The organism is Conyzicola sp. (assembly GCF_057073975.1).
Window position 1 is genome coordinate 1 of the sequence record NZ_JBXMIS010000026.1, and the last position, 11,492, is coordinate 11,492.

The 11,492-nt window shown below is 68.5% G+C and carries 13 protein-coding genes; 8 read left to right on the top strand and 5 right to left on the bottom strand.

From position 1 onward, the window contains the following. Window positions 1–148: 148 nt before the first annotated feature. The 3 genes from AC14A7_RS02320 to AC14A7_RS02330 are packed head-to-tail and all read left to right on the top strand — an operon-like array spanning window position 149 to window position 3,244. Window positions 149–619 (top strand): ArsR/SmtB family transcription factor, encoded by a 471-nt coding sequence (locus AC14A7_RS02320; protein WP_484006271.1) that lies wholly within the window; start codon window positions 149–151, stop codon window positions 617–619. After that, complete coding sequence (locus tag AC14A7_RS02325) at window positions 616–1,446, top strand: aldo/keto reductase (protein ID WP_484006272.1); 831 nt, start codon at window positions 616–618, stop codon at window positions 1,444–1,446. Before AC14A7_RS02320 ends, AC14A7_RS02325 begins: the two co-directional genes overlap by 4 nt. Before the next feature lies 1 nt (window position 1,447). Then, window positions 1,448–3,244 carry a thioredoxin domain-containing protein gene (locus AC14A7_RS02330; protein WP_484006273.1) on the top strand — a complete coding sequence of 599 codons (1,797 nt, stop codon included), beginning with the start codon at window positions 1,448–1,450 and terminating at the stop codon, window positions 3,242–3,244. Here AC14A7_RS02330 and AC14A7_RS02335 read toward each other — a convergent pair. After that, window positions 3,234–4,106: a sulfurtransferase gene (locus AC14A7_RS02335; RefSeq protein WP_484006274.1), complete on the bottom strand. Its 873-nt coding sequence runs from the start codon at window positions 4,104–4,106 to the stop codon at window positions 3,234–3,236. The genes AC14A7_RS02330 and AC14A7_RS02335 overlap by 11 nt on opposite strands. Before the next feature lie 139 nt (window positions 4,107–4,245). Between AC14A7_RS02335 and AC14A7_RS02340 the strand changes: the two genes are divergently transcribed. The 4 genes from AC14A7_RS02340 to AC14A7_RS02355 all read left to right on the top strand — a co-directional run bounded on the left by AC14A7_RS02340 (window position 4,246) and on the right by AC14A7_RS02355 (window position 6,388). Further along, on the top strand, window positions 4,246–4,728 hold the full coding sequence (locus AC14A7_RS02340; RefSeq protein WP_484006275.1) for a hypothetical protein: 483 nt from the start codon (window positions 4,246–4,248) through the stop codon (window positions 4,726–4,728). Continuing rightward, a complete protein-coding gene (locus AC14A7_RS02345; protein WP_484006276.1) occupies window positions 4,721–4,936 on the top strand; it encodes a helix-turn-helix transcriptional regulator in 216 nt (71 codons plus the stop codon). The genes AC14A7_RS02340 and AC14A7_RS02345 overlap by 8 nt, the downstream gene beginning before the upstream one ends. A 79-nt stretch (window positions 4,937–5,015) precedes the next feature. Further along, the gene (locus tag AC14A7_RS02350; protein ID WP_484006277.1) at window positions 5,016–5,696 is read left to right on the top strand and encodes a DUF4386 domain-containing protein; all 681 of its coding nucleotides are present in this window, start codon (window positions 5,016–5,018) and stop codon (window positions 5,694–5,696) included. Beyond that, entirely contained in the window at window positions 5,696–6,388 is a 693-nt protein-coding gene (locus tag AC14A7_RS02355) for a DUF4386 domain-containing protein (protein ID WP_484006278.1), read from the top strand. Before AC14A7_RS02350 ends, AC14A7_RS02355 begins: the two co-directional genes overlap by 1 nt. On the opposite strand, the gene AC14A7_RS02360 is transcribed toward AC14A7_RS02355, so the two are convergent. The 3 genes from AC14A7_RS02360 to AC14A7_RS02370 are packed head-to-tail and all read right to left on the bottom strand — an operon-like array spanning window position 6,385 to window position 9,909. Continuing rightward, window positions 6,385–6,951, bottom strand: coding sequence for a CoA-binding protein (locus AC14A7_RS02360; protein WP_484006279.1), 567 nt, complete (start codon window positions 6,949–6,951; stop codon window positions 6,385–6,387). The genes AC14A7_RS02355 and AC14A7_RS02360 overlap by 4 nt on opposite strands. Then, entirely contained in the window at window positions 6,951–8,243 is a 1,293-nt protein-coding gene (locus AC14A7_RS02365) for an O-acetylhomoserine aminocarboxypropyltransferase/cysteine synthase family protein (protein ID WP_484006280.1), read from the bottom strand. The genes AC14A7_RS02360 and AC14A7_RS02365 overlap by 1 nt, the downstream gene beginning before the upstream one ends. A 49-nt stretch (window positions 8,244–8,292) precedes the next feature. Next, the gene (locus AC14A7_RS02370; RefSeq protein WP_484006281.1) at window positions 8,293–9,909 is read right to left on the bottom strand and encodes a dolichyl-phosphate-mannose--protein mannosyltransferase; all 1,617 of its coding nucleotides are present in this window, start codon (window positions 9,907–9,909) and stop codon (window positions 8,293–8,295) included. 39 nt (window positions 9,910–9,948) lie between these two features. On the opposite strand from AC14A7_RS02370, the gene rsmI reads away from it, so the two are divergent. Then, a complete protein-coding gene (gene rsmI, locus AC14A7_RS02375; protein WP_484006282.1) occupies window positions 9,949–10,758 on the top strand; it encodes a 16S rRNA (cytidine(1402)-2'-O)-methyltransferase in 810 nt (269 codons plus the stop codon). A gap of 3 nt (window positions 10,759–10,761) precedes the next feature. On the opposite strand, the gene AC14A7_RS02380 is transcribed toward rsmI, so the two are convergent. Continuing rightward, window positions 10,762–11,492 (bottom strand): aldo/keto reductase (locus AC14A7_RS02380; protein WP_484006283.1); only part of this gene is annotated, 731 nt, incomplete at its 5' end.

Here is an 11,492-nt window from a genome sequence, read left to right on the forward strand (position 1 = left end):
AACTGGCACATCGTTTCCGAGGCCGCCGTGTGACCGTGGCGACACGCCGATGGGATGCGAGCCTCCTCACCAGACGCGATACCGCAGCGTTGTCAACACATCGCACTCCCGGAGTGGGTAGCCGCGTCCCATGGCGATTGGATGACGTATGCATCCCTTCACCGTCTTCGCGGAGCCGATTCGACGCAGAATAATCGAGATCCTTGCCAGCGGTGAGCACTCATCCGGGTTGCTCGCGGAATGCATCAGTTTCGAGTTTGGCGTCGGTCGCTCTGCCACATCGCATCACTTGAAGGTGCTGCGCGAGCACGAATGGGTGAACGTGCGGCACGAATGGGCCAATCGCATGTACAGCTTAGAAATATCCGCGTTCGATCAGTTGGAGGAGGAGGTGCACCGGCTTCGGAAGATGTGGGAGCGCCGAATCGGCACCGCCGCCCGCAATGACCAACTCCCCACCCACGCGCTGCCGATCCAGCCTCGGCGAACCGAGCCGAGCTCGTTCGCTGCTCAACGACTGCGGGAGGAGAAGCGCGGGCGCCGGGGTCGCGCGCGCGACGTGGGGAACCCCGGAGTCGCAAGCGGCACGGCACGCCCGCGCACTAGCGTTGAAGGATGACTGTTCCCACCATCCTCCTCAATTCCGGCGAGTCCATTCCGCAGCTCGGCTTCGGCGTCTTCAAGGTCGATCCGACCGAGACGGAGCGCGTCGTCGGAGATGCCCTCGAGGTCGGCTACCGCCACATCGACACGGCCAAGGCCTACGACAACGAGGAGGGTGTCGGCGCTGCGATCGCGGCATCCGGTATCGATCGCGACGAGCTGTACGTGACCACGAAGCTGTGGAACTCCGACCAGCAGCGGCAGGCGGCCCTCGACGCGTTCGACCTCTCGCTAGAGAAGCTGAAGCTCGACTACGTCGACCTCTATCTCATCCACTGGCCGTCGCCGCACCGCGGCCACTACCTCGAGGCCTGGGAGTCGCTGCAGGAGATCGCGGCGTCGGGGCGCGCACGGTCGGTCGGCGTCTCGAACTTCAAGCCGCACCACCTGCAGAAGGTGCTCGACCTCGGCGGGCTCGTCCCGGCGGTCAACCAGATCGAGTTCCACCCCGATTTTCAGCAGCGGGAGTCGGCAGCCTTCAATGCCGAGCACGGCATCGTGACGGAGTCGTGGAGCCCGCTGGGGCAGGGCGCCCTCGTCGACGATCCCGGGGTTGCCGCGATCGCCGCCGCGCACGGCAAGTCGCTCGCGCAGGTGATTCTGCGCTGGCACATCCAGATCGGCCACGTGGCGATTCCCAAGTCGAACCGGCGCGAGCGCATGGCAGAGAACCTCGACATCTTCGACTTCGAGCTGACCCCCCAGGAGCAGGCGGCGATCACCGCCCTCGACAAGGGCGACGCCGGTCGCAAGGGAAGCGACCCCGACACGGCCACCTTCTGACGTGAACCGCCTGGAGCACTCCACCTCGCCGTACCTGCGGTCGCACGCCGACAACCCTGTCGACTGGTTTCCGTGGGGCGAGGAGGCGTTCGCCGAGGCGCGCCGCCGCACCGTGCCGGTGCTCGTGAGCATCGGCTACTCGACGTGCCACTGGTGCCATGTGATGGCGCGCGAGAGCTTCAGCGATCCTGAGCTCGCCGAGCTGCTCAACGCCGGTTTCGTGGCGATCAAGGTCGACCGCGAGGAGTACCCCGATGTCGACGCGAGCTACCTCGCGGCGGCGAGCGCCTTCACAGAGAACCTCGGCTGGCCGCTCAACGTGTTCGTCACGCCGGATGGCGGGCCGTTCTTCGGGGGAACGTACTGGCCGCCGCAGCCCGTGCTCGGGCATCCGGCCTTTCGTGACGTTCTCGTCGCGGTGCTCGACGCATGGGACAACCGCCGCGACGAGGTGCTCTCGAACGCGCGGGGCATCACCGAGGCGCTGGCGGGGTATGCGAGGGCGGCCGGCGAGGGGGTCGTCACCGACTTCGACCCGCTCGTCGCCCGGCTCGCGTCGCTCGAGGACCCAGTGCACGGCGGGTTCGGCACCGCCCCGAAGTTTCCGATAGCGACCGTGCTCGGCTTTCTGCTCGACCGCTCCGATGCGATGGATGCGGCAGCCGGCGACCTGGCGACCCGCACCCTGGCAGCGATGGCGGCCTCCACTCTCCGCGACGAGGTCGACGGCGGCTTCTTCCGGTATGCGACGCGTCAGGACTGGACCGAGCCGCACTACGAGCGCATGCTCTACGACAACGCGCTGCTGCTGACGTGCTACGCCCGGGTGGGGGATGCCGCGACGGCCGAGGGTATCGCCCGGTTCCTGCTCGAGACGCTGCGGGTCGATGGCGGGGTGTTCGCGTCCGCGCAAGACAGCGAGAGCCTTGTCGATGGTGTGCGGGTCGAGGGCACCTACTACGAGCTCGACCCATCGACGAGGGCGGCGCAGCCGCCGCCCGCGCTCGACGGCAAGGTGCTGACGGGGTGGAACGGGCTGGCGATCGAGGCGCTCGCGGTGTCTGGATCGCTGCTGGGGCATCCGCACTGGGTTGCCGCGGCGGCGACCGCGGCCGACTACCTGCTCGAGCACCACGTGCTGGCAGACCGCCTCGTGCGCACGTCGATCGGTGGGGTGCTCTCGCCCGCGCCGTCGACGCTCGAGGACTACGGGATGCTCGCGAGCGCCCTCCTGCGCCTCACCGAGGCAACGGGAGAGCCGCGGTTCGCCGTCGCCGCCCGCGGGCTCGTCGACGCCTGCCTTCCCGACCTCGCCGTTCCCACCGGTCCAGATGCAACCCTCGCCGCCGCTGGGCTCGCTCTCGAGACCGACCCGAGTGAGGGCGCATACCCGAGCGGTATCACCGCGATGGCCTCGGCTGCGCATCGGCTGTGGCTGCTCGGTGCTGGCGAGCGCTATCGCGAGGCCGCTCACGGGGCGATGTCGTCAGTCTCAACCCTCGCCACCGAGCGGCCGATGTCGTTCGGCGCAGCGCTCGGGGTGATGAGCGCGCTGAGCGCGGAGGCGCAGCAGCTCGTGGTGGTGGGGGAGGGCGAGCTGGCAGAGCACGCGCGGCGCTCCTACCGCTCTGGCTCCATCTCCATCGCGGTGACCGAGCACCAGGCCCGCGAGTTCGAGGCGGCGGGATTCGAGCTGTTCGCGGGTCGATCGGCAATCGACGGTCGCCCGACGGCCTACGCATGCCGCGAGTTCGTGTGTGCGCTGCCGGTGTTCGAGGTGGCAGACCTCAGGCAGTGACGAGCGGCGCCGCGGTGTCGGCTGCCCACTCGTTGAGCGAGCCGTCGTAGATGGCGACATTGCGGTGCCCGAGGAGGGTGAGCACGAGGGCGTCGGATGCGGCGGCGATGCCACCGGCGCAGTAGGAGACGACGCGCGGCTCCGTGAGCACGGGGGCGAAGGTCGCGCGCAGGCTCTCAAGAGGCAGGAGGGCGTTGCTCTCGCGACTGACGAGCCGCCCGGCTGGCGCGCTCAGGCTGCCAGGGATGTGGCCGAGGCGCGGGCGGTTGCCGGACTCGCCGCTGAATTCCGCCGGGGGGATCGCGCAGACGAGGGCGGCATCCGTCTCGCCTCGCACGGTGGCGGCGACGAACTCCTTGTCGACCCAGAGCTCTGGCCGCTCGATGGCGGTGAAGGATGTCGGGGTCGGCTCCACGTGGCCGACGTCTGTCTCGCGCTCCTCGGCCAGCCACTTCGCCAGCCCTCCGTCGAGCACCGCGACGTTGTCATAGCCGAAGGCGCGGAACAGCCACCAGATGCGGGATGCCCACTGGCCGACCGCCGCGTCGTACACGACGACCGTCGACTCGTTGTCGATGCCAACCGACTCTGCGGCGACGGTGAACAGCTCCTCGCTGGGACGCGTGAAGGGGTAGTCACCGGTCGGGTCGGAGAAGACGTCGGTGAGGTCGGCGAACACGGCGCCCGGGATGTGGCCGTCGATGATGTACTTCTCGTGACCGCTGACGTAGCCGCTGGCTCCACCCGGCAGCTGTGCCACGAAGACCGTGGCATCGAGCACGACGAGGTTGTCTGCGCCGAGGTGGTCGGCGAGCCACTGCGTCGAGACGATCGGTGAGATGAGCAGGGGACCGGTAGTCATGAGCCAACCGTAGGTGGGCGGTGCTCACGAGTGCACGGGTGCTGAAACGTGCCGTAACCCACGAGCCGCCATGTTCGCTCCCTTTGACTTGATGTTAATAATTCTTGACTTAAGGTTCGCCCAGCCATACATTGATTGCATGAACAGACCAGCTGCCCCCGATCTCGACGATGCTCCCGTGCCGATGACGATGGGGGAGCGCACGACGTGGGTCTACGGCGTGCTCGTGCCCATCACCACCGTCGGGTACTTCGCCACGGTGCTGCCGCAGACGGCAACCACCCCGGTCGACGACATCGCATGGCAGGTGCCCATGCTCGTGGCGATCGGCGTCGTGATCGCGGGAACCATCGTCGGCACGATCGTGAGTGCCATCGTCGCGGCGATTGTGACGCGGGTGCCAGAGCAGGAGTCCGACATCCGCGACACCCAGATCAGCCACTACGGCGAGCGCTCGAACCTCGCCGTCATCGGCATCGGGATCGGCCTCGTGCTTGCTCTCGCCATGCTCGACCTCGACCAGTTCTGGATCGGCAGCGCGCTCTTCGCGGTCGGTGCGGTCGGGGCGACCTGGGCAAACGTCGCCAAGATCCGCGCATATCGCAGCTCGTTCCATGGATAGGCCGACGAGGGTAGCCAACTCGGTGAGGGCCCTGCGCTTCGCCAACGGCGAGATGACCCAGGCAGAGCTCGGGCGCCGCATCGGCGTCACCCGCCAGACCATCATGGCGATAGAGCAGGGCCGCTACTCGCCCTCGCTCGAGATGGCGTTCCAGATAGCGAGGGTGTTCGGGCTGCCGCTCGAATCCGTCTTCCAGTACGAGGACTAGCCCCTCAGCCGGCTCGGCGCGCTCGCGTGCGAGCTCTCATCGGCGCGCCGAGAAGCCGCCAGACCACAAGGAGAAACCGATGTCGAACCCCACAGTTCTTGCCCGCGTGGCTGGAGCGCTCTACCTGCTGCTCGCGCTCCTCGGCATGTGGGCGCAGCTCGTCGTGCGCGCTGCCGTCTTCGTGCCGGGCGATGCCGCAGAGACCGCACGAAGAATCGGCGCCAACGAGGCGCTGTTCCGCTGGGGCATCGCCGCCGATGTGCTCATGGCACTCGTGTTCGTGCTGCTCGGGCTCGCCCTGCAGCGCCTGCTCCGGTCGGAGAGCGCGCGGCTCGCCACCGCGATCCTCGTGTTCGTCTCCGTGGGGGCTGGCAGCATCCTGGTGAACCTCACCTTCCAGGTCGGCGCCCTCGTCACAGCGACCGACTCCGCCTACGCGGCGATGGATCCGTCGCTTCCCCTCCTGCTGCTCGACCTCCACCACTACGGCTACGTGCTCGGCGGGGTGTTCTTCGGCCTGTGGCTGCTGCCGGTCGGCCTCATCGCCCGTCGCTCCCCGCTCTTCCACCGCTTCGTCGGCCCGGTCGTCGTGGTCGGCAGCATCGCGTGGCTGCTCGACCCGGTGCTGTCGATCGTGCTGCCCTCCGAGCTGTCGGTCGTGCGCGACATCGTGACGCTGCCGACGGTCGTGGCGGAGTTCGGGCTCATCCTCTACCTGCTCATCGTCGGCGTTCGCACCCAGCGCAGCGAGGTGCGGTGATGCGGGGCGAGAAGGGACTTGCGCGCATCGCCGGGCTGCTCTACCTCGCGGTGGCGGCGCTCGGCGGCTGGGCGCACAGCGCCGGCGGCGCGCTCTATGTCGCGGATGACGCGGCGGCAACGGCGGCGAACGTCGCAGCCAACGAGGTGCTGGTTCGCTGGGTCGTCGTCGCCGACATCCTCATGGCCATCGCCTTCGTCGCCCTCGGGTTCGCGCTGCGGCAGCTACTGCACGCGGATGGCGCCCGCCTGGCATCCGCGATCGTCACCGCGACGGCGGTGAGCGCTGGCACTCTGCTGCTGCCGCTCGCCTTCCTCGTGGGTGCCGCCCGCGCCGCCACGGACTCGGGCTACGCAGACGCTCTCGGCCCCGCCGGCCGCGACGCCCTCGTGCTGCTGCTGCTCGATCTGCAGCACACCGGCTCGCTGCTCAACGGGGTGTTCTTCGGCCTGTGGCTCGTGCCGGTCGGGCTGCTCGCCTACCGCTCTGCCCGCTTCCCCCGGGCGATCGGCGTCATCGTGATCGTCGGCAGCGTGTCGTGGCTGCTCGGCACCGTGCTCGCATTCGCCCTGCCCGCACCGCTCGTTGGCCTCACGGTGGTGACGCTGACGATCTCGACCGTGGCCGAGATCGTGCTGCTGCTCTGGCTGCTCGTCGTCGGCGTTCGCACGCCGCGGAAGGCTCTCGCCTAGAGAACGGCCTTACGAGAGGTGATGACCCCGGTGTCGAAGCCGAGGAGGTGCAGGCCGCCGTGGAAGCGCGCGTGCTCGACCTTGAGGCAGCGGTCCATGACGACGGTGAGCCCCTTCGACTCGCCGTACTCCGCGGCCTCCTGGTTCCAGATGCCGAGCTGCACCCACACGGTCTTGGCGCCGACGGCGATGACGTCGTCGATGACCGACGGGATATCGCTCGCCTTGCGAAAGACATCCACGATGTCTGGCACCTCCGGGAGGGAGGCGAGGTCGGGGTAGGCCTTGTGGCCGAGGATCTCATCGGCGTTGGGGTTGACGAAGTAGACCCGGTAGTCGCTCGACTGCAGCAGGTAGGTGCCGACGAAGTAGCTCGACCGAGCCGAGTTCGGCGAGGCGCCGACGATCGCGATGGACTTCGCGCCGCGCAGGATCGCCAGGCGCTCCTTGGCGCTCGGGCCGACCCAGGTGCGCTGCGACTTGAGCAGCTTCGCCAGTGGCGACGATGCCGGGATGTCGCAGCTCAGCCCGTTGGGAAGGTGGGTCGTAACGGTGTCGGACATCACTTGCCTCCGAGTGCTTCGGTGAGTGCCTGGTCGAGGTCGTAGACGATGTCGTCTGGATCCTCTATTCCCACGCTAATGCGCACGAGGCCGGGAAGCACGCCTGCCTCGAGCAGCTGCGACTCGGTGAGCTGCGCGTGGGTGGTCGAGGCGGGGTGGATGACGAGGGTCTTCGCATCGCCGATGTTGGCGAGGTGGCTTGCCAGGTTAACGCTCTCGATGAACTTCTGGCCGACCGGGCGGCCGCCCTTGACGCCGAAGGAGAAGACGCTTCCCGGCCCCTTGGGCAGGTACTTGTTGGCGCGCTCGTGGTGCGGGTGCGCGGGAAGACCGGCCCAGTTCACGAACTCGATGCGCGGGTCGGCGTCGAGCCACTCCGCCACGATGCGGGCGTTGTCGACGTGTGCCTGCAGGCGGAACGGCAGGGTCTCGACCCCCTGCGCGAGCAGCCAGGCAGAGTGCGGTGACAGCGACGGGCCGATATCGCGCAGCTGCTCCGCACGAAGGCGGGTGAGGAAGGCGTACTCGCCGAAGTTGCCGTGCCAGTTGAGGCCGCCGTAAGAGGGAACCGGCTGGTCGAAGAGAGGGAAGTGCTCGTTGGCCCAGTGGAACCGGCCAGACTCGACGACCACGCCGCCGAGGGTCGTGCCTGCTCCACCGAGGAACTTGGTCGCGGAGTGCACGACGACGTCGGCTCCCCACTCGATCGGGCGGCTGAGGTAGGGCGTCGCGAGGGTCGAGTCGATGATGAGCGGGATGTTGTGCGCGTGGGCGACCTCGGCGAGGCCTTCGAGGTCGGCGACCTCGCCAGAGGGGTTGGCCACGATTTCGGCGAAGATCAGCTTGGTCTTGTCGGTGATCGCCGCGGCGTAGTCGGCGGCGTCGGAGGAGGCGACGAAGGTCGTCTCGACACCGAAGCGGCGCAGGGTCACGTCGAGCTGCGTGATCGAGCCGCCGTAGAGATTGGCAGAGGCGACGATGTGGTCGCCGGCCCCGGCGAGCGAGGCGAAGGTGATGAACTGGGCGCTGAGACCGCTCGCGGTGGCGACGGCCCCGAGCCCGCCCTCGAGGGAGGCGACCCGCTCCTCGAAGCTGGCCACGGTCGGGTTGCCGAGGCGGGAGTAGATGTTGCCGTACTTCTGCAGGGCGAAGCGGGCGGCGGCATCCGCGGTGTCGTCGAAGACGAAGGCGCTCGTCTGGTAGATCGGCAGGGCGCGGGATCCGGTCACTGCGTCGGGGATGTTGCCTGCGTGGATCGCGCGCGTGCGGAAGCCGTACTCTCTATCTGCCATAAGGGACAGATTATCGCGGCCGCACTGTGGTGCGACGCCCGGTTACGGGCTAGCGCCAGCTGGGCAGCCACCAGTGTGCGCGCAGGTACTGGTAGTCGAGCTGCATGCCGGTCCACAGCGGCCAGAAGAAGGCGCTCGCGAGCAGCACGAGCACGAGGTACAGCCCCACCGTGCGAAGGCCAGCGGTACGTCGATCCGGGTGGTCGTCGCGACTGCCGAGCAGGGTCGAGAGGGCATAGGCGAGCCCGAGCACGAGGAAGGGCTCGAAGGCGATCGTGTAGAACTGGAACACCGTGCGGTTCAGGTACATGAGCCACGGCAGGTAGCCGGCCGCCACCCCGGTGAGGATGAGCCCGGCGCGCCAGTCGCGGAGCCGCACCAGACGGTAGAGCAGAAAGCCGAGCGCGGCGGTCGCCGCGAACCAGATGAGCGGATTCGCGAGCCCGGTTATCGAGGAGCCGCACAGATCGACCGTGCAGCCGTTCTGTCCGAGCTCCGCTCCCTCGTAGTACATGCTCGTCGGCCGCACCATGAACAGCCACGTGAGCGGGTTGGCCTGGTAGCCGTGCGGTCGCACCTCCCCGACGTGGTACGCGTAGACGGCCTGCTGGTAGTGCACCCAGCTCTGCAGCGGAAGGGGAACCAGGGACAGGATGCCTGTCGCGGCATTGCCGGGAGCCTCCGCCCAGGTGCGGTCGTAGCCGCCCGTCGTGGTGAACCAGCTGATCCAGGTGCTCATGTGCACGGCTATCGCGAGCGGCACCATGAGCAGGAAGCTCGCGGCACCCTGCAGCGGAACCGTCATCGGCCAGAACTCGATGCCGGCCCGCCGCCGCACGAGCACGTCGCTCACGAGGGAGAAGAGCGCGAAGAACGCCAGAAAGTAGAGGCCGTTCCACTTGACGGCCGAGGCGAGGCCGAGGGCGAGACCCGCGCCGATGAGCCACGGCCGCCACCAGAACACCGGGCCCCACAGCAGGTCGCCGTCGCGCCGCCCCACCCACTCCGCGAGGCGTCGTGCAGTCCACTCCCGGTCGAGAAGGATGGCACCGAACGCCAGCAGCACGAAGAACATCAGGAAGTTGTCGAGCAGCGCGACCCGGCTCATGACGATCGCGTTGCCGTCGACCGCCATGAGCAGCGCTGCGATGCCGCCGATCAGCGTCGAGCCGAACAGCTTCTTCGCGATGAGGAACAGCAGCAGAACGGCAAGGATGCCGACGATCGCGGTCGCGATCCTCCAGCCGACGGGGTTGCCGGCCCCGACCAGTGCCATGCCGAGCCCGATGAGCCACTTGCCGAGCGGCGGATGCACGACGTACGACCCGGTCTGGGTGTAGGTGTCGGGGTTGCCCGCTGCGAAGCTCGCGTTGGCATCGTCTGGCCAGGTCGACGAGTAGCCGAGGTTCCACAGCGACCAGGCGTCCTTCACGTAGAAGGTCTCGTCGAAGACGAGCACGCCGGGGTGGCCGAGGTTCCACAGGCGGGTGACTGCGGCGATGAGCGTGACGGCGATGGGAACGCCCCAGCGCCAGGCGCGGCGGCGCTGCTCTGTCGCCATCATCCGCGACCACCACTCGCCCCGGCGTGAGCGCTGTCGCCATGAGCCGACCGGTCGATCGGCGAGGGGCCCGTCGAGGCCGATCACCCTCTCGAAGTCGCTCACCCCGCCATGCTAGTTGTCGCCACAGGGGAGAATGGCGGAGTGATCATTCTCGCGGCGACGCCGATCGGCAACCTCGGCGACGCATCCGCCCGCCTCATCGAGGCGCTCGGCAACGCCGAGGTGATCGCCGCGGAAGACACGCGAACCACCATCCATCTGATGCGCGCGCTCGGCATCGAGAACCGGCCACGGCTGCTGCCGCTGCACGAGCACAATGAGAGCGAGAAGGCGGCGGAGATCGTGGCGCTCGCCGCCGCGAGCGACGTGCTCGTGCTCTCGGATGCCGGAATGCCGGCCGTGAGCGACCCCGGCTTCGTGCTCGTGCAGGCCGCCATCGCAGCGGGAGTCACTGTCACGGCGATTCCCGGGCCCTCGGCGGTGCTCACGGCCCTTGCCGTCAGCGGGCTGCCGACCGACCGGTTCAGCTTCGAGGGATTCCTTCCCCGCAAGTCGCGCGTCGCCTACTTCAGCGCCCTCGCGCGCGAGCCGCGCACGATGATCTTCTTCGAGAGCCCGCACCGGCTCGGGGAGTCCCTGCGCGACCTCGCCACCGCATTGGGTGACGACAGGCGCGTCGTCGTGTGCCGGGAGCTCACGAAACTGCACGAAGAGGTGAAGCGGGGCACGGCATCCGAGCTCGCTGCGTATTTCGCCGATGGGGCCCGCGGCGAGATCTGCATCGTCGTCGAGGGCGCCGCTCCCGCGACCGCCGACCTCGCCACGGGGCTCGCGCAGGTGCAGGCACTCGTGGCCGCGGGCCTTCGCCTCAAGGAGGCGACCGCGGAGGTGGCGGAGCAGACCGGGCTCGGCAAGCGCGAGCTGTACGAGGCGGCGTTAGCTGCGCGCTAGGAATCAGCCCAGCCGCGCCAACTGCTCGGCCGACAGCACGAGGTCGGCAGCTTTCACCGAGTCCTCGATCGAGGCTGGCCGCGATGCACCCGGGATCGGGATGACCGTCTCGCCGAGCGAGAGCTCCCACGCGAGCGCGACGCGCTGCGGGCTCACTCCGAGCTCTGCCCCGACCTCGGCGAACGCGGAGGAGTCGAACACGGCCTCGCCGCGTCCGATGCCGCCGAGCGGGCTCCACGGAAGGAAGGCGAGCCCGTTGGCAACGCAGTAGTCGAGCTCTGGGCGGCTCGACTGGAAGATCGGCGAGAACCGGTTCTGCACGGAGACGAGGCGTCCTCCGAGGATCTCGTTGGCGAGCACGATCTGCTCCTCGATGGCGTTCGAGATGCCGACCATCTGCACGAGCCCCTCGTCGAGGAGGTCGCGCATCGCGCCGAGGGAGTCGACGTAGGCGGTGGTGTAGTCCTCGCGGTGGAACTGGTAGAGCCCGATCGACTCGACCCCGAGTCGCGCGGCGGAGTCGATCGCCGCCTGGCGCAGGTACTCGGGTCGGCCGTTGCGTTCCCATGGCCCGCCCGACTTGTAGATGAGTCCGCCCTTGGTGGCGACGAGGCTGCCGGCCGCCTCGCTCGGTCGCAGCGCGAGCGCCTCGGCGAAGAGGCGTTCGTTGTGCCCCTGGCCGTCCTGCTCCATCGTGTACGAATCCGCCGTGTCGATGAGGGTGACGCCGGCGT

Coding starts and splice junctions, on each gene's coding strand:
- AC14A7_RS02320 (WP_484006271.1), top strand. CDS start 149: ATGCATCCCTTCACCGTCTTCGCGGAGCCGATTCGACGCAGAATAATC.
- AC14A7_RS02325 (WP_484006272.1), top strand. CDS start 616: ATGACTGTTCCCACCATCCTCCTCAATTCCGGCGAGTCCATTCCGCAG.
- AC14A7_RS02335 (WP_484006274.1), bottom strand. CDS start 4,106: ATGACTACCGGTCCCCTGCTCATCTCACCGATCGTCTCGACGCAGTGG.
- AC14A7_RS02340 (WP_484006275.1), top strand. CDS start 4,246: ATGAACAGACCAGCTGCCCCCGATCTCGACGATGCTCCCGTGCCGATG.
- AC14A7_RS02345 (WP_484006276.1), top strand. CDS start 4,721: ATGGATAGGCCGACGAGGGTAGCCAACTCGGTGAGGGCCCTGCGCTTC.
- AC14A7_RS02350 (WP_484006277.1), top strand. CDS start 5,016: ATGTCGAACCCCACAGTTCTTGCCCGCGTGGCTGGAGCGCTCTACCTG.
- AC14A7_RS02355 (WP_484006278.1), top strand. CDS start 5,696: ATGCGGGGCGAGAAGGGACTTGCGCGCATCGCCGGGCTGCTCTACCTC.
- AC14A7_RS02360 (WP_484006279.1), bottom strand. CDS start 6,951: ATGTCCGACACCGTTACGACCCACCTTCCCAACGGGCTGAGCTGCGAC.
- AC14A7_RS02365 (WP_484006280.1), bottom strand. CDS start 8,243: ATGGCAGATAGAGAGTACGGCTTCCGCACGCGCGCGATCCACGCAGGC.